Source organism: Pseudonocardia parietis, assembly GCF_017876315.1.
Classification (GTDB): Bacteria; Actinomycetota; Actinomycetes; order Mycobacteriales; family Pseudonocardiaceae; genus Pseudonocardia; species Pseudonocardia parietis.
In genome coordinates, this window is the sequence record NZ_JAGINU010000001.1 from 7,158,678 (window position 1) to 7,180,274 (window position 21,597).

Genomic DNA, 21,597 nt, shown 5'->3' on the forward strand with positions numbered 1-21,597 from the left:
CGTTCCACCCGCGCCCCTGACCGCTCCGATCCGACCACCGGAGGGGGTAACCGGCGAGTAACACGTGTTTCGGGGCCGTCCGGGGAGACACTGGCCCGCGACCCATGCCAGAGTCGCGATCCGAGCATCGGTCCTAACGGATGTCGTCGAGGACGAGTGGGAGTAGAACGAATGGCACAGCAGGTACGCGGGGTCGTGGCCCGCGCCAAGGGCGAGCCGGTGACCGTCGAGACGATCAATGTCCCGGATCCCGGCCCGGGTGAGGCCGTGGTGAAGATCCAGGCCTGCGGGGTCTGTCACACCGACCTGCACTACAAGCTCGGTGGCATCAACGACGAGTTCCCGTTCCTGCTCGGCCACGAGGCCGCCGGGATCGTGGAGTCGGTCGGCGAGGGTGTCGCCGACCTGCAGGCCGGCGACTACGTCGTGCTGAACTGGCGCGCGGTCTGCGGGGTCTGCCGGGCGTGCAAGAAGGGCAAGCCACACCTGTGCTTCGACACCCACAACGCGACCCAGAAGATGACCCTGGAAGACGGCACCGAACTGTCCCCCGCCCTGGGAATCGGCGCATTCATCGAGAAGACCCTCGTCGCCGCCGGACAGTGCACCAAGGTCAACCCCGACGCCCCGGCCAAGGTCGCCGGACTACTCGGCTGCGGAGTGATGGCCGGACTCGGCGCCGCGGTCAACACCGGCCAGATCGGGCGCGGCGACTCGATCGCCGTGATCGGCTGCGGCGGCGTCGGTGACGCCGCCATCGCCGGCGCACACCTGGCCGGCGCGACGACGATCATCGCCGTCGACACCGACCCCCGCAAGCTCAAGTGGGCCCAGGAGTTCGGCGCCACCCACACCGTCAACGCCAAGGAACAGGACCCGGTCGAGGCCATCCAGGCCGCCACCGGCGGGTTCGGCGCCGACGTCGTCATCGAGGCCGTCGGACGTCCGGAGACCTACAAGCAGGCCTTCTACGCCCGCGACCTCGCCGGCACCGTCGTCCTGGTCGGCGTCCCGACCCCGGACCTGCAGGCCCCCGAGATCCCCCTGATCGACTACTTCGGCCGCGGCGGCGCGCTCAAGTCGTCCTGGTACGGCGACTGCCTGCCCTCACGCGACTTCCCGATGTATGTCGACCTGTACCTGCAGGGCCGGTTCCCACTGGACAAGTTCGTCACCGAGGAGATCGGCATCAACGACATCGAGTCCGCCTTCGACAAGATGCACGCCGGTGAGGTCCTGCGTTCGGTGGTGATCCTCTGATGGCCCCCATCGATCACGTGGTCACCTCCGGCACCTTCAACCTCGACGGCGGCAGCTTCGACGTCGACAACAACGTCTGGATCGTCGGCGACGACTCCGAGGTCTTCGTCATCGACGCCGCCCACGACGCCGACGCCATCGCCGCCGCCGTCGGCGACCGGCGGGTCAAGGCCATCGTGTGCACCCACGCCCACGACGACCACGTCAACCAGGCCCCCGCCCTGGCCGACCGGTTCTCCGCACCGATCCTGCTCAACCCGGCCGAGATGGTCCTGTGGGACATGACCTGGCCCGACCGCAAACCCGACCAGGAACTCGCCGACGGACAGGTCCTCTCCGCCGGCGGGATCGACCTACGGGTACTGCAGACCCCCGGCCACTCACCGGGCTCGTCGTGCCTCTACGCCCCCGAACTCGGGATCGTGTTCACCGGCGACACCCTGTTCCAGGGCGGGCCGGGCGCGACCGGGCGGTCCTACTCGAGCTTCGACACGATCATCGAGTCGATCCGCACCACCCTGCTGACGCTGCCGGGTGATACCCAGGTCCGCACCGGGCACGGCGACTCGACGAAGATCGGCGACGAGGCACCCCACCTGGAGGAATGGATCCGCAACGGGTCCTGAGGATCACGAGCGGCGACCGGGCCCGGCACCGACCACGGTGCCGGGCCCGTCCCGGCACGGCCCCGCGGCGACGGACTCGCCGAGATGCGGCCCAGCGGCCTGTGGAGATCGACAATTCCCCCTCAGCCGCATCTCGGCGGGTGTCACGGCCGGCGAGCGCTCCTCGACCTGCTCCGCGGAGACGATCCCGACGGACTCGATCGCGCTTCTGGAGCGTGCCGGCCGAGGCGGCCGGCACTGTGCAGCCCTCAGTGCGTGGCGGGGTCGAAGACGGCTTGCTCGAGTCGGGACAGGCGGGCTTCGAGGTCGTGGGTCTTGCTGCGACGCTCCTCGATCCACTGGCGCATCAGGGCGGTGGGCTTGGTGTGCTGAGCATCGGCCTGCTCGCGCACCCAGTCCAGGACGTCCTTCGGCAGCCGTAGCGACGTGGTGACCATCGGGTTCGGATCGACGTCGGCGTCGAGGCGGGCGCGTTCGATGTTGCTGCTCAGGTCGGTGGTGTCGTAGTGCCGGCGGAGCCGCTCGAGCTCATCGGGCTTCATGGCGGGGCCTCCTAGGTGGTGCGCCGGAGGAAGGACCGGCGTTCGCTGTCGGTCATGTCGCGCGCGGTGACGACGAAGTCACGGCCGTCTTCGGCTTCGCTGAGGATCACCACGAGGTAGCGGCCGGCGTCGGTGCGGCCGTAGAGCTCCTCGATGTCGCCGGGCCCGGGTTCGACCAGGCGAGGCCGGGTGTTGACGACCTGCTCGACCTCGCCCGGCGTGACGTCATGGCGAGCGATGTGAGTGTCGCTGTCGTCGGTCCATCTGATCTCCCGCCACGCCACATGCGCACCGTACTGCAATGCATTGCACTTCCACCGTAACGGCGTTCCGGCGCGAATGCGAGAGCTGCTACGAGAAGCGGCCCTTCTCGGGGAGCACCGACGCTCGGGCTCACCCGGCCGGTCGCCGGCGCCGGACGACCGGAGAGACGACCAGCAGGAGCGCGGCGGTCGTCCCGAAGGCGGCGACGAAGCCGAACGGTTCGGCGATCGCCCCCAACCCGGCCGCGCCGAGGCCGGTGCCCGCGTCGTAGGCGATGTTCCATGCCGCGCTGGCCGCGCCGTAGTGCAGCGGTCCCGCCGCGGCGAACAGGGCGACCATCGCGTCGTTCTGCACCAGACCGAACCCGGCACCGACCGCGGCCGCGCCCGCCACCAGGAACGCCGGTGCGAGCGGAGCACACAGCACCCCGAGCATCCCCACCGCGGCGAGCAGCGTCCCTACCGGTAGCAGGGCGCCCGGCCGGCCGCTGCGGTCCGCGCGGGCCCCGGCGACCCCGCGGCCGAGCAGCGCTCCCAGTGCGGTCACGAACAGCGCAGCGGGCACCGCGAACCGCGCGCCGGGTGCGACCAGCGGGGCGAACGTGATCACTCCGCCCTGCGCGGTGGAACACGCCAGCATGGCCAGCACCGGCGCGGCGGGCAGCCGGCGCCGGTGCTCCCGGGGATGGGGTGGCACGCCGCCGCCGTGCGTTCCGGCCCCGCTGCTCCGGTGGGCCCCGCCGAGCGCCCCGGCCGGCCGCGGACCGCGCACGAACGCCACGACCAGCGCCCCGAGGACCGGCGTGATCCCGGCGACCAGGAACACCCCGGCGAACCCGAGCACGTCGACGATCGCCACCCCGGCAGGCAGGAACGCCAGCTGCGGGATGCCGACGGCGTAGCCGTACCGGGCCGAGGCCCGGCCGTGCGCGGACGGCTCGACCAGCTCGGCGACCAGCGCGCTGCCGGCCACCGTCGCCATCCCGAACCCGACACCGCGCACCGCCGAGACCGCCAGCACCGGCGCCAGGTCGGCGGTCAGCACGAGCAGCGGGGTGGGCAGCCCGAGCAGCAACGACCCGATGACGAGCACCGGCCGGTGCCCCACCCGTCGCAGCATCGCGGGCACCAGCAGCTGGGTGCCGACGGTGACCGCCATCAGGACGCCGGTCGTCAGGCCGGCACCGAACTCCCCCGCCCCGCCGCGGGCCACCCACAGCGGCACCACCGGCAGCAGCAGTGCGTAGCCGCCGAAGCCGAGCGAGGTGGCGGCCAGGAGCAGGAGGAACGGCGGCGACGACAGGGAACGGGGCACGCCCTCACCCTGGCAAACCCCGGATCAGACCTTCGGCAGCGCCTGCTCGATCAGCGGGACGACACCGTCGAGTACGGCAGGCAGGCTCAGCACCGTCTGCCAGGCGAACGCCACCTCGGTGGAGCCCTCCAGGAAGATGCTCCGCCGCTCGCGGGACGCCGCCAGCCGGGAGATCAGCGGGTCGGCCTCGATCGTGGCCCGTCCACCCGGGGTGAACGACACCTGGTCCCAGACGAGCAGGTCACGGTCCAGCTCGTTCGCCTGCTCGAAGCTGAGCTCGGCGTAGAAGCTGGAGCCGGTCAGCTCGTCGAACCGGGGCGGCACCACGAAGCCGAGCGTGGTGAAGAACCGCGAGCGCGGGTCCTGCGAGGAGAAGATGCTCAGCTGGTCGGCGCCCCGAGTGCCGACGGCGACCTCCCGCCCGGCCCACTGCGGGTTGGCGTCGCGGGCCGCGGTGAACCGGGCCTCCAGGTCCGCGACGAGCCGCTCGGCCTGCTCGGACCGGCCCAGCGCCCGGCCGGTGTACCGGGTCGCGTCCTGCCAGGGGACGCCGTAGTCGCTGAACCCGGCCGGGGCGGCGACGGTGGGCGCGATCCTGCTGATCGTGTCGTAGCTCGCCTGCTCCAGGTCGGAGTAGATCCCGATGATGAGATCGGGCTGCAACGCGGCGATCTTCTCCGGCTCCGGCGTCGACATGTTCAGGACCTCGGGCTGCGACCCGGTCTGCTGCACCGCCTGCACCGCCCAGGGCTGGATCGGCTCCCCGTACCAGAACCGGACGCCGGCCACGGGCACGCCGAGCGCGAGGATCGCGTCGTGGTCGGTGTAACCGATGCTGACCACGCGCTGCGGAGGGCGCTCGATCGTCGTCGTGCCGAACTCGTGCTCGATGGTGACCGGGAAACCGTCGCCCGCCGCCGTACCGCCGCCCTGGTCTGCCTCGGTGCCCTCACCGCATCCCGTCAGCAACACCCCGCCGGCCGCGGCCAGCGATCCGAGCAGTACCTGCCGTCGCGTGAATCCCATGTGTCCACCTCTCCTGTTCGCGACGGATCGTAGCGACACAGGTAAGGCTTGCCTATATAGGCGATCACTTCCGCCGAGCAGCCCTGAGCTGATACTCCTTTCGGCGGAGGAGGTGCGCATGAACTACGGACCCTGGTCCCTGGTGGTCGACGTCGGGCTGATCGGTGGCCTGCTCCTCGTCGGCACACTGATCAGGCGCTGGGTCGGACCGGCCCAGCGCCTGATGCTCCCGGCGAGCGTCATCGCGGGGTTCCTCGGCCTGCTCCTCGGACCGCAGGTACTCGGGGTCCTGCCGTTCTCCGACCAGCTCGGCACCTACGCCTCGGTGCTGATCGCCGTGGTGTTCGCCTGCCTGGGGCTCGGCGACGATCCGCACGCCCGCGGGTTCGGTCGCTCCACGGCCGCGTTCTCGGCGTACTCGTTCGCCACCTACGCGTTGCAGGTCGGCCTCGGCATGGTGCTGGCGTATGCGCTGTTCGTCCCGGTCTTCGGCACTCCCGACACCTTCGGGCTGCTGCTGTTCGCGGGCTGGGCAGGCGGCTTCGGCTCGGCTGCCGCCGTCGGGTCGGTGCTCGGCGACGCCGGCTGGGCCGGGGCGAGCTCGCTGGCCTTCACCTCCGCGACGGTCGGCATGCTCGCCGGTGTCGTCGGCGGCATCGCCATCGCCAACTGGGGCGCCCGGCGCGGGCACACCGAGCGGCTCGGCCGGTTCGAGGAGCTGCCCGCCACGCTGCGGACGGGGCTCGTACCACCCGGCGACCGCGAGCCCACCGGTATCGCCACGACGTCGGCCTCCTCCATCGAGCCGCTCGGCCTGCAGGTGTGCCTGGTCGCGGCGATCACCGTTCTCGGCTACGGCGCGGCCGAGGGCATCGGCCTGCTGGTACCGTCGTTCTCCGTACCGGTGTTCATCCTCGCCTTCCTGGCCGGGCTGCTCGTCAAGACGGTGGCCCGCCGGACCCCGGCCTGGCAGTACTGCGACCAGCGCACGCTCAAGAGCATCTCCGGGGTCAGCACCGACGTCCTGATCGTGTGTGGCATCGCGTCGATCACTCCGAGCCTGGTCGCGGACTACTGGGCCCCGCTCGCGCTGCTGTTCGTCGCCGCGCTCGCACTCAACCTCGCGATGTTCCGCTGGATCACCCCGTCGGTCATGCACGGCGCCTGGTTCGAGAAGTCGCTGTTCACCTGGGGCTGGGCCACCGGTGCCGTGGCGACGTCGGTCGCCCTGCTCCGCATCGTCGACCCCGATCTGGACAGCCGCACCCTCGAGGAGTTCGGCCTGGCCTACCTCCCGGTGACACCGCTCGAGACGGGCAGCGTCGCGCTCGCACCGCTGATCGTGCTGGCCGGTCTGGGCTGGGCGGTCGCGGTCGGCTGGACGGCCGTGGGGCTCGTCGCGCTCGCGCTGCCGTTCCTGCTCGGCTGGACCCGGCCCCGCCCGTCCGAGCGCACCGGGGGAAGGACCACCTGAGCAGCCGACACCCGTCCTACGCCGGGCTCAGCCGAGCACCGTGTCGGGGATCCACGAGCCGTGGAAGCCCGTCGGCACCCCGCGCGGGAGCTCCACCCGGGCCACCGGCGCGCCGGCGACGTCGGCCGCGTCGAGCACCAGCAGCTCCGAGGCCCGCCCGTCACGGGTGGTGGTGATCGAGAGCAGCCAACCGTCGTCCTCCGCACGGTCGGGCGCGCCGGACGGCACGAACACCGCCTCGCCGGCGATCAGGTCACGGTCCAGCTCGTGCGTGGCCAGCTCGTCGCGCGTGCGATCGTGCCGCAGCACCGCGGCCCGCGGCGCACCGAGCGGGCCGGTGTCGGCGACGGCGTAGGTGTAGCGGTTCGGGCGGCCGACGGTGCCGTCGTCGACGGTCGGGAACTCGCAGCCCGGCTCGGAGAGCACGGACTCGGTGACCGCACCGGTGGCCGGGTCGAGGATCCACCGGTGCAGCGCCGCCTGGCCGGTGGCGGCGGCGGACGCGGCGGGACCGGCCGGGCCGTCCCCGAGCGAGGACCACATGACCGCGACGTCGGCCGGGGCGTAGCGGGCGCCGTCGACGACGATCCGGCCGCGGTCGTCGGTGTGCGCGTTGCCGACGTGGAAGACGAAGCACGGGTCGATCTCGAACCAGCGGACCTCACCGGGCCGGTCCAACGGCATGACGCCCAGCCGGGCGCCGTAGCCGTCGTCCCAGCCGAACGGCATCGCGCCCCGTTGCGCGTCCTGGATCCGGAAGGTCATCGGCAGGTCGAGGAAGATCGCGTGCCGGTCGGTGATCGCGAAGTCGTGCATCATCGTCGGCGCACCGACGGTGATGTCCGCACTGGTCACGAGCTCGCCGGCGGCCGAGAGCCGGTGGTAGGTCAGGTACGGCGACAGCATCCCGTAGCCGAAGAAGTGCAGGTCCCCGGTGACCGGGTCGGTCTTCGGGTGCGCCGTCATCGCGGTGGTGAGCCGACCGCCGAAGTCGTCCGGCCCGACGGTGTCGAGCTCCGGGGTCACGACGTACGGGAAGCTGCTCTCCACCAGGGCCAGGATCCGGCCGGCGTGCTCGATCACGTGCGTGTTGGCCGGACCGACGGTCAGGTCGAACGTGCCGTCCGGCCGCACGAACGGCGCACCGTCCAGGAGCCGGGTGCGCACCCAGCGGTTGCGGTACCACTCCGCGCGCCCGTCGCGCAGCCGGATCCCGTGCACCATCCCGGCCCCGCCGAACCAGTGACCGGGGTCCTGGCCGGGCAGCGGGTTGGGGCCGTTGCGCAGGTAGCGCCCGCACAGCTCGGGCGGCAACGACCCGGAGACCGGGAGGTCGTGGGCGGTGATCTCGTCGGGGACGGGCGCGAAGTGTCCCTGCAGGTACGGCGGCACGTGCTCGGTCGACGTCATGGACCCGAGAATCGACCGTCAGGGTCGGACATGTCAATAACAACATGTCAGTACCGGCAGGTAAGCTCGGTCCCGTGTCGCTCCCCCATGCTCTGCTCGGACTGCTCGCGGTGGAGCCGGGCACCGGCTACGACCTGACCCGGATGTTCGACAGCGACCTCGGCCGCTACGCCTGGCAGGCCGGGCACACCAGCATCTACCCGGAGCTCGCGAAGCTCGCCGCGAACGGGCTCGTCGAGGTGACCGCCCAGGGCCCGCGGGGGGCGAAGACCTACGACGTCACCGAGGCCGGCCGCGCGGAGCTGCGACGCTGGATGCTGGCACCGCAGCAGCAGGGCCGGGTCCGCAACGAGCCGGTCCTGCGGATGTTCCTGATCGCCGCCCTCCCCCGGCCGGAGGCGCTGGAGCTGCTCGACCGGATCGAGCAGGAGGCCGAACAGGGCGCGGCCGAGCTCCGCGAGGTCCGCGCCGAGCATCCCGACACCGCGCCGATGCTCGGCCCGGAGGGGCTCGGGCAGCTCGCCGCCGAGTTCGGGGTCCGCCAGTACGAGGTGGTCCGCGACTGGGCCCGGTGGGCGGCGGACCGGCTGCGCGCGGAGAACTGACCGGCTGCGCGCGGAGAACCGACGGCGGAGCCGACGGGCGCGACCGGCCGGACGGGTGTCACCGACCGTATTACCGGCTACCGGCTACCGGCTACCGGCTACCGGCTACCGGCTACCGGCGGGGCGCCCGCCCGGCCAGGACCGGGCTCCGCGCCCGGTGCATCTCGGTGCACGGCGCCTGGGGAGCGGCCAGGTCGTACAACCGGGCCGCGGTGCCGCCGAGGAGCGCCTCGCGGACGTCGTCGTCGAGCTCGGGGAAGCGTCCGCGCAGCGCGTCCGGGTAGCGGAAGGTCATCAGGTCCCGGATCAACCGGGCCGGCCGCACCAGTGGGTAGCCGCTGCCGAACATCAGCCGGTCCGGCCCGTACGCGGCCAGCAGTTCCCCCAGCGCCTCCGCGGCCGGCACCGGGTTCCGGCGCAGCGCGATGAGCAGGTCGGTGAGCAGCACGTACACGTTGGGCAGCCGGGCGAGGCGCAGCAGCGCCGCGGTCGGCGCCGAGGCCGCACCCAGCACGAACCGGACCCGGGGCAGCGCCGCGGCGAGCTCCCGCACCTCGGCGACGTCGACGGAGCCCGCGGGCAGCGGGCCCGCCGTCCGGGCGCGGACCGGCAGCGCCGACCCGGCCCGCACCGGCTCGGCCCAGGACGGCCAGCGCGGTCGCGGTGCGGCGTCACCGCCCTGGACCACCCCGGCGTGCGCCCAGTCCGGCGCACTCAGCGGCGGCCGCGCGGTCGGCGCGACACCGAGGTGCACCACCCGCGCCCCGCCCTGCTCGGCCCGGATCAGCGTCCGGCGCAGCCACGGGGTACGCAGCGACACCGCCGTCTCCGGGCGGCGCGCCGGCAGCACGGTCAGGGCGCGGAACCCGCCCCGGGCCACCTGGGCGCCGATCCCCCGCGCCCGGGCCCGGTCGGCCGGGTCGAGCTCGCCCACGAGCACCAGCCGCCCGGGGTGTTCCTCGGCCAGCTCGGCATGCCAGGTGGGCGCGGCGAAACCGAGCACGAACAGGTCGTCGAAGGTCGCCGGGACGAGCACCGCGCGGTCCACGGCGGACAGCACGTGCGCCCCCAGCGCGTCCGGGGTGACCAGGCCGAACACGTCGGCCGACAGCGGTCGCGGCGACGGGTCGACCATCCGGTGCCGGTGATGGAGGTCGGCGACGAACTGCTCACCGGCCGGCCCGGCCTGATTGTGCGGCCGGCCGTCCCAGCCGTGCACCTGGGCGTCCACGACGAACGGGACGCCGGCACCTCCGCAACACCGGTCCACCTCGGCCTCCACACCTTCCACCCTCACGAACCCGGCCCGGCACGCACACCGCGTGCCGGGCCGGATGGTGACGCACTCTCGCTCCGGAGCGGCCCCCGCCTAGCCGACCGACGGGCCGAGGCCCATCGACTGCGGCGTGCTCGAGTCCGGGCTGGGCTGCGGGATCCCCTCGTCCAGCTGTCCGAACTCGGTCATCAGCGACTTGTTCCAGGGCGTCTGCTCCTCGGCCACCAGCGAGTTGGTGGTGAGGATCAGGCCGGCCACCGACGCACCGTTCTGCAGCGCGGACCGGACCACCCGGAGCGGGTCGATGATCCCCATCTCGATCATGTTCCCGAAGCGGCCCTCGAGGGCGTCGAAGCCCTCGTCGACCTGCATGGTGGTGACCTGCTTGACCACCTCGTCGCCGTCGTAGCCCGCGTTGGAGGCGATGAGGTGCACCGGCTCGTTGAGCGCGTGCCGGACGATCTCGACACCGATCCGGTAGTCGCCGGTGACATCGAGCTCGTCCAGCGCGTGCTCCGCGTGCAGCAGCGCGACACCACCGCCCGCGACGATCCCCTCCGCCACCGCGGCCCGGGTCGCCTGCAATGCGTCGTCGACGCGGTGCCGGACCTCGCGGGCCTCCGCGTTCGTCGGCGCGCCGGCCGAGATGATCGCGGCCTTGCCGGAGAGCCGGGCGATGCGGTCGGAGAAGAAGTCCTCATCGGTGCCGATCGTGGCCCTGGCGAGCTCCGCGCGCAGCTGCGAGAGCCGGTACTCCAGCTTCTGCTTGTCCCCGCTCCCACCGATGATCGTGGTGTGGTCGCTGGTCACCCGCACCTGCGAGGCGCGGCCCAGGTGCTCGATGTCGATCTGGTCCAGGGAGAACGACGAGCTCTTCGAGTGCACCTGGCCGCCGCACAGCGCGGCCATGTCCTCGAGCAGGTGGATGCGCTTCTCGCCGAAGCCCGGGGCCTGGATCGCGACGGCCTGGAAGTGCCCGTTGACGTGGTTGTGCACCAGCATCTGCAGCGCGGTGCCCTCGACCGTCTCGGCCAGCACGACCAGCGGCCTGCGCTCGTTGCGCATGATCCGGTCCAGCACCGGCATGATCTGCTGGACGTCCTTGATCCGCCCGGCGGAGAAGAGGATGTAGGGGTCGTCGACGATCGCCTCGAGGGTGCCCGGGTTCGTCACCATGTACGGCGAGACATAGCCGTTGTCGAACTCGAAGTCCTCCACGAAGGACACCGAGATGCCCTGGACCGGGTTGTCGTCGACGGTGACCACGCCGTCGTCACCGACGGTGTGCAGGGCCCTCGCGACGACCTTGCCGATCACCTCGTCGTCGTTGGCGGAGATGGAGGCGACGCGCGCGTAGTCCTCTTCGGTGCTGACCGGGTGCGACACGCTCTGCAGCCGGTCGACGAGGGCGCCGATCGCGAGGTCGATGCCCCGCTTGACCAGCACCGGGTTGCCGCCACGCTCGATCGCGCTCATGCCCTCGCGGACCATCGCCTGGGCGATGACCGTGGCGGTGGTCGTGCCGTCGCCGACGGTGTCGTTGGTCTTCACCGCCGCTTCCTTGAGCAGCTGGGCGCCCATGTTCTCGAACGGGTCGCGCAGGTGGATCTCGCGGGCGATGGTGACGCCGTCGTTCGTGACCTCGGGCGAACCCGTGATCTTCTCCAGGATGACGTTGCGGCCCTTGGGCCCGAGCGTGCTCTTGACGGCTTCGGCCAGCTGGTCGACGCCGGCCTGCAGCAGGTGCCGGCCGTCGGCGCCGAAACGGAGTTCCTTGGCCATGGTGGGAGTCCTCCCGGAGAGATGAGTTGGTCCAGTGCGCGGGTGCGGATCAACGCGTGCTCGGTGGTCCGAGCGGCGCCGCACCACCCGAGCCGGCTCGGGGACGGTGGTTCCCGCGCCGGGTCGTCGTCCCGGGCGGTGCGGCGCGTCAGCGGCTCGGCGAGGGCCGGGCCTGGTGGACGAGGGGGTCAGTGCAGATGCTTGCTACGCAAGCTCCGCTCAGTGCACCGGCTTCAGGTCGAAGTCGATGTACTCGGCCGCGTCCTCGGGGTTGGCGAACATGATCGTCTTGTCGTCGAGGTGGACCATGCGCCCGTAGTGGGTGGACATGTTCTCCTCGAACTCGGCGGCGTCGAACCAGCCGTCCTCCTCGCCGGCCTCCTCGTCGAGCGCCGCGTAGTCGAGCTCGAACATGCCCGTGCCGTCGATACGGATCATCGAAGGCAGGTGCGTGACGGTCACGTTGTCCTGACGGTCCATGACGGTCGCGATCACCACGCCGATCTGGTTGTTCATCAGGGTGAAGCCGCACATGTTCGAGGCAGTGCTGTCCTGCTTGAACGGGCTGTCGGTACTGGTCACTGCTTCAGCTCCTCGGGGACGTCGAGACCGAGATCGGTGCAGATCCCGGCGAACCGGTTCTTCGCACGGTCGAGGGAGTCCTCGAACGTCGGCGGCTTCGAGTCGGACTGGGACCACATCGGCTGCATCGTGCGGGCGGCCTCGAGCGCCTGCGACACGTAGGACCGCAGCCAGCCGTTCATGAGCTCGCGGTTGTGGTCGGCGAACTCCCGGTCGGTGACCAGCGGGGAGAAGCAGGCGAGCGTCCAGCGCAGGTCGCGCATGGCGAAGTCGTACTCGCCGGCACCCATCACCGTCGGGGTGACGAAGTCGCCGTTGGTGGCAGCGGACTGCATGACCAGGTGCGACCGGAACAGCTCACCGATCAGCGGTTCGAACACGATGTTCGCCGCGAAGACCGCCTCGCCCCAGTCGTCCTGGATCGCCGGCAGGGTCTCGAGGAACTTGCGGGCGCCCTGCCACTCCGGCGCGTTGTTCCAGGCGTCGAGGTGCGCCGAACCGTCGAACGCGTCGATCTCCTCGGAGAGCGTCAGGTTGTAGAGCGCCAGGTCCTGGGCGAACCGGATCTTGCGGGTGGAGTTCGCGGCGAGCGCGGTGTTGTGCATGTTGGTCGGCGCCGACCGCTCGTTCGCCGCGAAGACGTAGAGGCCCAGGACGTGCTCGATGTGCATCCAGGCGCCGACGTTGCGCTCGACGAACGTGGTCCAGTTGGGGTTCCACATCTCGAACGCCTTGGCGTTACGGGCGTTCTCGATGTTCTGCGTGAGCTGGCGGACGACGTTCGCGTTGTACCGGTAGAGGGACTGCTCCCACTCCTCGTTGGGGTCCCGGAACTCGTGCCAGCCGTGCGCCGGCCAGTCCTTGACGTGCATGGCACCGGTACCGATGCCGCGGGCCGGCTCCGGCTCGTCGACGCCCCAGGCCTTCAGCTTGGTCCAGTGCAGCGGGTAGCCGCCCTCGCCGTTGGCGAACCCGTAGAGCCAGCCCTGCGCGAGGTAGTGCCGGGGATCCGGCTGGACCTCGACCGTGACGTCCTCGTAGTGCGTCTGCTTCCGCTTGGCGGGCTTGAAGTAGTTGTAGCGGCGCGCGCTCGCACTCGAGTCCGGGAACTCCCGTGCCCCGGCCTCCGCGTCGGTGAAGACGGGCTTGGGAACGCTGCGCTGCGAACCGGACGACGTGCTGCTCTCGGTGGTGGTCACTGTCCGTCCTCACCTTCTTGTTCACCGGTCGTGGTGAACTTGTCGTAAAAGATGTTCTGCTCGCTCACACCCAGCTGGGTCAGCGTCGCGATCGCCGCGTCGACCATCGGCGGCGGACCGCAGACGTAGGCATCGGCTCCCTTCAGATCGGCCTCGTGCTGCCTGACCACATCGGTGATCAGACCGGTCTCCCCGTCCCAGCCCGCGCTGTCGGCACTGTCCGGTTCGGACAGCGCGGGCACGAACCGGAAGCCGGTGAGCTGGGGGGCCAGGGCGGCGAGCTCCCTCTCGAAGCAGAGGTCCTTCACCGTCCGCGCGCCGTAGTAGAAGGTCGCGCGCCGTTCGACCCCGCCCTCCGCCATCGCCCGCAGCAGGCCCAGCACCGGCGCCATGCCGGCACCTCCGCCCACGAAGATCAGCGGACTGTTGCGGTTCTGGCGCAGCGTGAAGGTCCCGAACGGCGCCTCGACCTGCAGCTTGTCCCCGACCTGGACCTTCTTGTCCAGGTACTCGGAGAACAGGCCGTCCGAGTAGATCTTGATGACGAACTCGTAGATGCCGTCCCGGTTCGGGGGGTTGGCCATGGAGAACGAGCGCGTCTCCTCGGTCCCCGGGACGACGAAGTCCATGTACTGGCCCGGGAAGAACTTGATCTCGGCCGGCTCCACCAGCTTGACCGTGAGGTGGCGCATGTCGTGGGTGACCGGTTCGTTGGACACGACCTCGACCGTGCCCTTGGTGAGCGGCAGGCCGGACCGGATGATCTCCTCGTCGTAGTTGAGGAGCTCGATCACCAGGTCCTCGTAGGCGTGCGCCCGGCAGAGGAGCGTCGAGCCCTCCTCCTTCTCGTAGTCGGGGAGCGCGAACGTCGAGTAGCTGTCGTACTCGATGTCCTCACCCTCGAGGACGAAGGACTTGCAGGCCGCGCACTGACCCTCCTTGCAGCCGTGCATGAGCTGCACGCCCTGCTCGGCGGCGGCGCGGAGAATGTTCTGGTCCTCGTCGACCTCGATCTCGATGCCGACCGGCTCGAACCGCACGACGTGTTTGTCACCCACGGTCTACGAACCACCTCTCTGACGAAGAGCACCGTGCAACCGGCGCGATAAAAGCGACTTATCGGGCAATCCCGGCCACACGTGTCCCGGATTCAGTGACGGGAGGGCGGGGTGACCCGGCCGGGGAGACGACCCCCCGGCCGGGCCGCGGGAGAAGGGCCCCGTCATGGGATGACGGGAGCCCCTCCCCCTCGCCTGACCCGCGCTCAGGCGTCGGTGGGCGCGGGCCGACCGGCCGGCCCCTGGCGGACGTAGTCCGCCGCGAACGCCGCGCGCTCGGAGTCGCTCATCTCGTTGAGCACCACGTTCGGGCTCGCCAAGGCGGGCATCCGCCGCAAGTGGTCCAGGTTCCACATCTTCTTCGGGTCCAGGTCCAGGTGCGGCTGGGCGGTCAGCGTGTGACCGTCGTCGCGCACGTGGCCCATGTCCTTGACGACGTCGGCCCAGTTCCAGCCGTGGTAGAGCGTCTCCCACTCGCGGTGACCCACGAGCTTGCCCATGTTCGGGGTCTCACGACCCTGGTAGGTGGGCCGGAAAGCCACGGCATCGGTCCAGTGGCACATCTCGTGGCAGTACGTGCGCCACTGGCCGTCCACCTCGTCCATGACCATGTCCTCACGCACCAGACACGGGACCATGCAGGTCCAGCAACGGTGCGGATAGACGTAGTCGACGTCCTCGGCCACGATCGCGTGGTGACCGTTCGGCTTGGCGAGGCGGTTGTAGTTCTCCCACCACTTGCCGTAGCGGTCGTACCAGCCCGGGTACTTGTACTCGAACCACTCGAAGTCGTCGTCGGTCATGCCGTCGATCCGCCAGTAGTTGGCGAGCCAACCGGTGGCGAAGAACTGCGCGACCTCGTGGACGTAGCCCTTGTTCCAGATCTGGTTCCAGGACTCCTCGACCAGATCGTGCGGGATGACCAGGCCGTACTTCTCCAGCGGCAGCAGGTACGAGCGGTAGTAGTCGTCGTAGATCCAGCGACGCCACATCTCCGCGTAGGACTCGCGGTCCTTGCGGCGGTCCTTCGTGCCGTACTCGATGAAGGTACCGACCGCGGCGTCGACCACGCGGTGGTTGTTCCACCACGCGTAGCGCAGGTCGCGCTCGAGCAGCAGCCGGTTGTCCTCGTCGGACAGGGCCATCAGCAGGGTCGCGTAGCCGTTCGAGATGTGGCGCGACTCGTCGGACTGCACCGAGTGGAACACCGTCGGCAGCAGGTAGTCACCGTTCGCGGCGGCCTCCGCCGGCATCGCCACGAACAGCGTGTTGGTGAACGCCGTCTCGGCGACGATGGTCAGGTAGACCGACGCCGCGGTGATCGCGTCACCGGTGATGAACCCCTCGGCGAACTGGCGGCCGATGCTGCCGCAGTAGTCCGTCTGGAAGTTCTTCAGCGAGTTGTTGAAGCCCGCCGGGTCGATGTAGTTGTTCATGTACAGGCGCTTGAGGTTCTGCTGGATCGTGCTGTGCCGAACCTCGTCGATCATCTGGATCGCCTGGCCGTTGTGCAGCTCCGGGTTCGGAACCGCCTGGAACAGCATCGGCATCGAGCGCGCCGCCGAGATCTCCGGCAACGGGATGATCGACAGGAAGAACTTCTGCCACTCCAGCCAGCGCTCCTGCACCTGCCGGAACATGTTGCCGCGGATGGCACCGTCCTGCGCGCCGTAGACGCGGTTGTCCTTCTCTTCCTCCATCGGGAAGTAGGAGCGGAGAACCTGCTTGAGCGGGTCCTTCTTCGCTGCCTTCCGGAAGGTGTAGTCGGTTCCGTACTTCATGTACGGCTCGTGGTACAGCGGCTCCCAGGAGAGTTCTTGGATCTTCTGGTGAGCCTTTGCCAAGCTCTGCCGACTCACGTCGTCTCCTCACGGTGGTGGGTGGTGGTCGGATTCAGCCCAACCGGTCGTGCGTCGTGCGCGGACCCCGGCCGTCGTGCCGCCGGGGGCCACCTCGCCCGACCGCCGGACCACGGGGCGAGCGCGGGTGCCCCGGGTTGGTGATCGGTTGCAGGTCCGATCGGTGCAGCGAAGACGCGCGAGTGGATCCCGCGGCTCCGCCTCCGTCGTTCCGTGCTGGGAATCACACCGGTTGGGCGCGGCGCCGGAGGTCTCAATATGAGACGCTCCCGACCCGTCACGTCTGGTGATCTTGCTCTCACGGCGCGTACCGTCGCCGTCACACCGACATCCGCGGCAGGTCACCGCTGCTCAGGTACCGGATGCGGGGTGTGGTTCCCGATCTCGACGCAGGCGAGGAGGCCGTGTGTGAGACACCTGTCCGACGGTGTGCGGGGCGGCTCCGGGCCGGACGGGCCACCGGGCCCGCGACACCCGGTGGACGGCCCCACCAGCGATCTTCTGACGGGCTCCACCACGTCGACCGCCACGGCGGAGCGGATCGCTGCCGCCCGCGAGGCCTTCCTGCACCGTGACGACGTCACCCCCGAGACCGTCCGCCCGCCGATCCTGGCCTCCTGGATCCGCTCCCGGGACATGGACGTCCCGGCGAACTCGATCGACCTGCCCGAGCTAGAGTGGGAGACCGACAGCCAGCTGGTGCGTGCGGCCGAGCCCATCCTGTCCGAGCTGTGCGACCAGTTCATCACCGAGCCGATGAGCCTGATCCTCTGCGACCACGAGGGCGTCGTGCTGGACCGGCGCACCGGCGACTCCGGGCTGCGCCAGCACCTGGACCGGGTCTGGCTCGCCCCCGGCTTCTCCTACGCCGAGCGGCACGTCGGCACGAACGGCATCGGCACCGCCCTGGAGGGCCGCCGGCCGACCGAGGTGTTCGGGCACGAGCACTTCGTCGAACACCTCGAGGACCTGGCCTGCGCCGGCGCCCCGATCCGGCACCCGGTCACGGGCAAGATCCTCGGCGTCATCGACCTGACCGGCTGGCGGCGGGAGGCGAGCGCGCTGATGATGGCCACCGCGGCGACCACCGCCCGGCGGATCGAGGAGGCGCTGCTGGCGGCGTCCGGCCGGCGCGAGCTGACCCTGTTGCACGACTACCTCGCCGCCGTGCAGCGCGCCGGGAACACCGCGGTGCTCGCCGTCGGCGACGACCTGGTGATGATGAACGACCGGGCACGCGAGCTCATCCCGCCCGGCGACCAGGTCACCCTGCTGTCCGGCGCCGCGGACGCGCTGCGCGCCGGGCGCGGCCGGCAGCTGGTGATGGACCTGCCCAGCGGCTCGACCGCGCGGGTCCAGTGCCGCCCGAGCTGGAACGAGCCCGGGTCCGCGGGCGGCGTGGTGCTGGTGACGCTGACCCATCGCGAGACGGTGGGCCGAACGTTGTCGGCCCCGACGATCACCACCGCGCTCCCCACCGCCGTCGGCTCGGGTGCGCTGTGGACCAAGTGCGCCCAGGTGGTGGACCGGAACTTCCGCAAGAACGAGTGGGTGGTGCTGCAGGGTGAGCCCGGCTCGGGCCGGACCACCCTGGCCAGGGCCACCCACCACCTGCACTCCCCCGCCGGGCACGTGCGGGTGCTGGACTCGGCGGACTTCTGTCCTCGCTGGCTGAGCGAGGTCTCCGACGAGCTGGCCGGCCGCGGCGGGACGCTGATCCTGCGCGACGTCGAGAAGCTCGCCGCGCCGGCCGCGACCGCACTCGCCGACGCCCTGGAACCGATGCGCGAGTCCACCGACCACGAGCGGCCGTGGGTGGTCGCGACCCGGTCGGCGGCACCGGACGGGACGGACCCGCTCGACGCCCCGGAGGTCACGGCGCTGCTGCGTGCGTTCCCGCGCACGATCGAGGTTCCGCCACTGCGGCACCACGTGGAGGACGTCGGCGAGCTCGTGCCGTACCTGCTGGCCCGCCTGACCCGGGGCGACCTGACCTGCTCGCCGGAGGCGCTGCGGGTGCTGATGCGCAACCGCTGGCCGGGCAACGTGGACCAGCTCTACCAGGTGCTCCGCAAGGTCGTGGCCCGCCGCCGGACCGGGATCATCCGGATCGAGGACCTGCCGCCGGAGACCCGGGCACTGACCCGCCGGGTGCTGACGCCGCTGGAGTCGATCGAGTGCGACGCCATCGTCGACGCCCTGCTCGACGCCGACGGCAACAAGGCCGAGGCGGCCCGGCGGCTCGGGATGAGCCGGGCGACGATCTACCGCAAGATCCGCGGCTACGGGATCACGGTGCCGGAGGGATCCGCCGCCTCCGGGTAGCGTGCGGGGCGTGTCCGACCCGGCCCGCCGCACCTGGCTCGTGCGGATGCTGTCGTTCCCGGAGGACATGCCGCGCCCGCTGCTGGTCCTGATCGCGGTGAGCAGCTCGCTGGTCGGGGTGTTCTTCGTACCGCTGCTGCTGCCCGAGGGCTCGCCCGCGTGGGTGCACGCGATCGCCGCCGCGCTCGTGGTCTTCGGGCTGATGGTGGTGACGGCGGCGCTGCTGCGCCGGGCACACGCCCGGGGCCGGGAGCGTCGCTGACCCGTCCGGCGCGCGCCGACCCGGTGCGCCGGGGTGGTGCGGACCGCGGGCCGTCCGCCTACCGTGCCTGCGCATGCCACCGGACACGTCGCCGCCCTGGCCGGACCCGCTGTTCCCGGCCGCCCCGTACCCGGGATCGCGGCCCGGGGCGTCGTTCGTCCACGACGGCGCCGGATCCGGCGGGCTCAGCATGCCCCTCGACGCCGACCGGTCGGCGCCGTCCGGGTGGCGGATCGGCGACCGCTGTCTCGACGACCGGCTGGCCGAGCGGGGTGCGGCCCCGCTGGCGGGCCGGGTGCCGGTGCTGGCGTACGGGTCGAACGCGTGCCCGTCCAAGATCTCCTGGATGCGGGCCGAGCGCGGCCTGACCGGCCCGGTCGTCGTGCTGCGGGTCCGGGTCGAGGGACTGTCCGCGGTGTGGGCGGCGGGTCTGCGGGTGGTGGACGACCAGCGCCCCGCCACCCTGGCCGCCGTCCCCGGCGCGGTCGAGGAGCACGCCGTGTGGCTCGCCGAACCGGGCCAGTTCGCCGCGCTCGACGCCGTCGAGGGCCGCCACACGGACCCGCCCCGCTACCGGCAGGCGCGGGTCGCGACCGGCCGCGTGACCCTGGTCGACGGCGACGGGGTGATCGACCGGCCCTACGCCTACGTCGCGCCCGCCGGGCCCCCCGGTGACGAGCGCACCGACCGCCGCCCGCTCCTGGTCGACGGGGCGCCGGTGCCGTGTGCCTCGCTCGGCCAGGACGCCGCGCGTGCCCTCGCCGGGATCCCGGGCCCCGACGGGCTCGACGTCGAGGCCCGCGACGCCGCCGACGGTGCGCCGCACCCGGACGCCTGGCCGTCGAGGGTGTTCGTCTACGGATCACTGATGCCGGGGCAGCCGGCCTGGCCGCTGATCCGGGAGCACGCCGACCCGCGTGTCCTGCCGCAGCCGGTGTTCCTGCCGGTCGGGACCGTCTCCGACACCGGTGACGGCTACCCGGCGCTGACCCTGGACCCCGGCGGTCGTATCCCGGGACATGACGGGCCGGGACGTGACGGCGTACCGGGCTACGTCGTCGAGCTGGCCGATCCGGTCGCGGCGCTGCCGGCGCTGGATGCCTACGAGGGCCCCGAGTACGAGCGGATCCGGGTCGTCCAGCAGGACGGCGCCATCTGCTGGGCGTGGCTGTGGACGGCGCCGCGGGACGGGCTCACCCCGCTACCCGGCGGCTGGGCCGCCCGCCGCTGATCCACCCCCGCAGACACTGACCGGGCCCGCCTCCACAGCGTGGAGACGGGCCCGGCCGGCGTGCGGCGACGGTCAGGTGCGTGCCTTGGCCGCCAGCTTCGCCTGGTGCTCGGCGAGGCCCGGGATCTGCCTGCCCTTGATCGACACGCCCTTCGTCTCGATGACGAAGTACAGCGCGATCATGCCGATCACACAGGCCCCCATCATGTAGTACGCGGGGAACAGCACGTCCCCGGTCGCCTCGACGACCGCCTCGTTCACCAGCGGCGCGGTCCCGCCGAACGCGGCCGTGGCCACGTTGTAGGAGATCGCCATACCGGCGAACCGGACGTGCGTCGGGAACATCGACGGGAACGTCGCCGAGATCGTGCCCAGCTGCAGCAGGTAGATCAGGCCGAGCACGGTGAATCCGAGGATCGCCCAGCCCAGGCCCTGCGCCATCAGCATGTACATCGGTATCGCCAGCACGAAGATACCGACCAGCGATATCCACCAGCACGGCTTGCGGCCGATCCGGTCGGACAGCGCGCCCGCGAACGGGACGAGCAACATCATGATCACCTGCCCGACGATGGCCAGGGTGTCGGCGGCCGACGACTCCATCCCGATCGTGGTGTTCAGGTAGGTCGGCATGTACGTCAGCAGCGTGTAGTTGATGACGTTCAGCGCGATCACCAGGCCGAACAGCGCCAGGATCGGCTGCCAGTAGCGGACGAGCAGGTCCCTCAGGGCCCCGGTCGCCGCCTGCTCGGACTCGCCGGAGGCCTCCAGCTCCCGGAAGACTGGGGTGTCCTCCAGCTTGGTCCGGATGTAGAGGCCGATCATCGCCATCGGCAGCGCGATCATGAACGGGATACGCCAGCCGTAGTCGAGCATGGCCTGCTCGCCGATCGCGGTCTCCAGGAGGAAGACCACCAGGACCGCCAGGGTGAAGCCGGCGAGGGTGCCGAACTCCAGGAAGCTGCCCCAGAAGCCGCGCTTCTTGTCCGGGGCGTACTCGGCCATGAAGGTCGCGGCGCCGCCGTACTCACCGCCGGTGGAGAAGCCCTGAATGATCCGGAGCAGGAACAGCAGCGCGGGAGCCGCCCAGCCGATCGTCTCGTAGGACGGGATCACGCCGATCAGGAACGTGGCGACACCCATCAGGATGATCGTCATCGAGAGCACCCGCTGGCGCCCGATCCGGTCGCCCAGCGGCCCCCACACGAACCCGCCGAGCGGGCGCAGGACGAAGGAGATCGCGAAACCGAGAAGCGTTCCCAGGTAGCCCAGCTCGCCGGGGAAGAACGCGTTCGTGAGCTCGACCGTCAGGTAGGCGTAGATGCCGTAGTCGAACCATTCAGTGGCATTACCGATCGCCGACGCGGCGACCGCTCTCCGCAGGACCGACGGTTCGACCTCGTCGTCCGCTCCCTGCTGGCCGGAACCGGCCGGGACCGATGTCATTCGGCACACCCCCCATTCGCGCAATGCGACCGCGCAAGCGGTAACGCATTTTCGTT

19 protein-coding genes are annotated in these 21,597 nt (G+C 71.0%); 7 read left to right on the top strand and 12 right to left on the bottom strand.

What is annotated here, in order from left to right:
* Positions 1–171 precede the first annotated feature (171 nt).
* Positions 172–1,260, top strand: coding sequence for an S-(hydroxymethyl)mycothiol dehydrogenase (locus JOF36_RS33840; RefSeq protein WP_210034812.1), 1,089 nt, complete (start codon positions 172–174; stop codon positions 1,258–1,260).
* On the top strand, positions 1,260–1,886 hold the full coding sequence (locus JOF36_RS33845) for an MBL fold metallo-hydrolase (protein WP_210034814.1): 627 nt from the start codon (positions 1,260–1,262) through the stop codon (positions 1,884–1,886). Before JOF36_RS33840 ends, JOF36_RS33845 begins: the two co-directional genes overlap by 1 nt.
* Before the next feature lie 248 nt (positions 1,887–2,134).
* Here the strand turns inward: JOF36_RS33845 and JOF36_RS33850 are convergent, their stop codons facing one another.
* The 4 genes from JOF36_RS33850 to JOF36_RS33865 form a co-directional block, all read right to left on the bottom strand.
* Positions 2,135–2,428, bottom strand: coding sequence for a hypothetical protein (locus JOF36_RS33850; protein ID WP_210034816.1), 294 nt, complete (start codon positions 2,426–2,428; stop codon positions 2,135–2,137).
* An 11-nt stretch (positions 2,429–2,439) separates the two neighbouring features.
* Positions 2,440–2,712 carry a BrnT family toxin gene (locus JOF36_RS33855; protein ID WP_210034818.1) on the bottom strand — a complete coding sequence of 91 codons (273 nt, stop codon included), beginning with the start codon at positions 2,710–2,712 and terminating at the stop codon, positions 2,440–2,442.
* Positions 2,713–2,821: 109 nt separating this feature from the next.
* Positions 2,822–4,006, bottom strand: a complete 1,185-nt coding sequence (locus tag JOF36_RS33860) for an MFS transporter (RefSeq protein ID WP_210034821.1) — start codon at positions 4,004–4,006, stop codon at positions 2,822–2,824.
* 24 nt (positions 4,007–4,030) lie between these two features.
* Positions 4,031–5,032 (bottom strand): iron-siderophore ABC transporter substrate-binding protein, encoded by a 1,002-nt coding sequence (locus JOF36_RS33865; protein ID WP_210034829.1) that lies wholly within the window; start codon positions 5,030–5,032, stop codon positions 4,031–4,033.
* Positions 5,033–5,150: 118 nt separating this feature from the next.
* Between JOF36_RS33865 and JOF36_RS33870 the strand changes: the two genes are divergently transcribed.
* A complete protein-coding gene (locus tag JOF36_RS33870; RefSeq protein ID WP_210034831.1) occupies positions 5,151–6,506 on the top strand; it encodes a sodium/glutamate symporter in 1,356 nt (451 codons plus the stop codon).
* Positions 6,507–6,533: 27 nt separating this feature from the next.
* Here the strand turns inward: JOF36_RS33870 and JOF36_RS33875 are convergent, their stop codons facing one another.
* The gene (locus tag JOF36_RS33875) at positions 6,534–7,916 is read right to left on the bottom strand and encodes a carotenoid oxygenase family protein (protein WP_210034833.1); all 1,383 of its coding nucleotides are present in this window, start codon (positions 7,914–7,916) and stop codon (positions 6,534–6,536) included.
* Between the two features lie 74 nt (positions 7,917–7,990).
* On the opposite strand from JOF36_RS33875, the gene JOF36_RS33880 reads away from it, so the two are divergent.
* Complete coding sequence (locus JOF36_RS33880; protein ID WP_210034835.1) at positions 7,991–8,521, top strand: PadR family transcriptional regulator; 531 nt, start codon at positions 7,991–7,993, stop codon at positions 8,519–8,521.
* Positions 8,522–8,633: 112 nt separating this feature from the next.
* On the opposite strand, the gene JOF36_RS33885 is transcribed toward JOF36_RS33880, so the two are convergent.
* From JOF36_RS33885 to JOF36_RS33910, 6 genes are all read right to left on the bottom strand, one after another.
* On the bottom strand, positions 8,634–9,803 hold the full coding sequence (locus JOF36_RS33885) for an amidohydrolase family protein (RefSeq protein ID WP_210034837.1): 1,170 nt from the start codon (positions 9,801–9,803) through the stop codon (positions 8,634–8,636).
* An 87-nt stretch (positions 9,804–9,890) separates the two neighbouring features.
* Entirely contained in the window at positions 9,891–11,579 is a 1,689-nt protein-coding gene (gene groL, locus JOF36_RS33890) for a chaperonin GroEL (RefSeq protein WP_210034839.1), read from the bottom strand.
* A 219-nt stretch (positions 11,580–11,798) separates the two neighbouring features.
* Positions 11,799–12,161 (bottom strand): propane 2-monooxygenase effector subunit MimD, encoded by a 363-nt coding sequence (gene mimD, locus JOF36_RS33895; RefSeq protein ID WP_372447438.1) that lies wholly within the window; start codon positions 12,159–12,161, stop codon positions 11,799–11,801.
* The gene (locus JOF36_RS33900; protein WP_210034841.1) at positions 12,158–13,360 is read right to left on the bottom strand and encodes a ferritin family protein; all 1,203 of its coding nucleotides are present in this window, start codon (positions 13,358–13,360) and stop codon (positions 12,158–12,160) included. Before JOF36_RS33900 ends, mimD begins: the two co-directional genes overlap by 4 nt.
* Positions 13,357–14,418 (bottom strand): FAD-binding oxidoreductase, encoded by a 1,062-nt coding sequence (locus JOF36_RS33905; protein ID WP_210034843.1) that lies wholly within the window; start codon positions 14,416–14,418, stop codon positions 13,357–13,359. Before JOF36_RS33905 ends, JOF36_RS33900 begins: the two co-directional genes overlap by 4 nt.
* Positions 14,419–14,624: 206 nt before the next feature.
* Positions 14,625–16,262, bottom strand: coding sequence for a ferritin family protein (locus JOF36_RS33910; protein ID WP_210036428.1), 1,638 nt, complete (start codon positions 16,260–16,262; stop codon positions 14,625–14,627).
* Positions 16,263–16,685: 423 nt separating this feature from the next.
* On the opposite strand from JOF36_RS33910, the gene JOF36_RS33915 reads away from it, so the two are divergent.
* From JOF36_RS33915 to JOF36_RS33925, 3 genes are all read left to right on the top strand, one after another.
* Entirely contained in the window at positions 16,686–18,602 is a 1,917-nt protein-coding gene (locus JOF36_RS33915; RefSeq protein ID WP_307862725.1) for a sigma-54-dependent Fis family transcriptional regulator, read from the top strand.
* Between the two features lie 10 nt (positions 18,603–18,612).
* Positions 18,613–18,864 carry a hypothetical protein gene (locus JOF36_RS33920; RefSeq protein WP_210034845.1) on the top strand — a complete coding sequence of 84 codons (252 nt, stop codon included), beginning with the start codon at positions 18,613–18,615 and terminating at the stop codon, positions 18,862–18,864.
* A gap of 73 nt (positions 18,865–18,937) precedes the next feature.
* Positions 18,938–20,095, top strand: coding sequence for a gamma-glutamylcyclotransferase family protein (locus tag JOF36_RS33925; RefSeq protein WP_210034847.1), 1,158 nt, complete (start codon positions 18,938–18,940; stop codon positions 20,093–20,095).
* Between the two features lie 72 nt (positions 20,096–20,167).
* Here JOF36_RS33925 and JOF36_RS33930 read toward each other — a convergent pair whose 3' ends face one another.
* Positions 20,168–21,541 (bottom strand): MFS transporter, encoded by a 1,374-nt coding sequence (locus JOF36_RS33930; protein ID WP_210034849.1) that lies wholly within the window; start codon positions 21,539–21,541, stop codon positions 20,168–20,170.
* Between the last annotated feature and the right edge of the window lie 56 nt (positions 21,542–21,597).

Bases quoted from the DNA above. Each gene is read 5' to 3' on its own strand.
- JOF36_RS33840 (WP_210034812.1), top strand. From the start codon at position 172: ATGGCACAGCAGGTACGCGGGGTCGTGGCCCGCGCCAAGGGCGAGCCG.
- JOF36_RS33845 (WP_210034814.1), top strand. From the start codon at position 1,260: ATGGCCCCCATCGATCACGTGGTCACCTCCGGCACCTTCAACCTCGAC.
- JOF36_RS33850 (WP_210034816.1), bottom strand. From the start codon at position 2,428: ATGAAGCCCGATGAGCTCGAGCGGCTCCGCCGGCACTACGACACCACC.
- JOF36_RS33865 (WP_210034829.1), bottom strand. From the start codon at position 5,032: ATGGGATTCACGCGACGGCAGGTACTGCTCGGATCGCTGGCCGCGGCC.
- JOF36_RS33870 (WP_210034831.1), top strand. From the start codon at position 5,151: ATGAACTACGGACCCTGGTCCCTGGTGGTCGACGTCGGGCTGATCGGT.
- JOF36_RS33875 (WP_210034833.1), bottom strand. From the start codon at position 7,916: ATGACGTCGACCGAGCACGTGCCGCCGTACCTGCAGGGACACTTCGCG.
- groL (WP_210034839.1), bottom strand. From the start codon at position 11,579: ATGGCCAAGGAACTCCGTTTCGGCGCCGACGGCCGGCACCTGCTGCAG.
- JOF36_RS33925 (WP_210034847.1), top strand. From the start codon at position 18,938: ATGCCACCGGACACGTCGCCGCCCTGGCCGGACCCGCTGTTCCCGGCC.
- JOF36_RS33930 (WP_210034849.1), bottom strand. From the start codon at position 21,541: ATGACATCGGTCCCGGCCGGTTCCGGCCAGCAGGGAGCGGACGACGAG.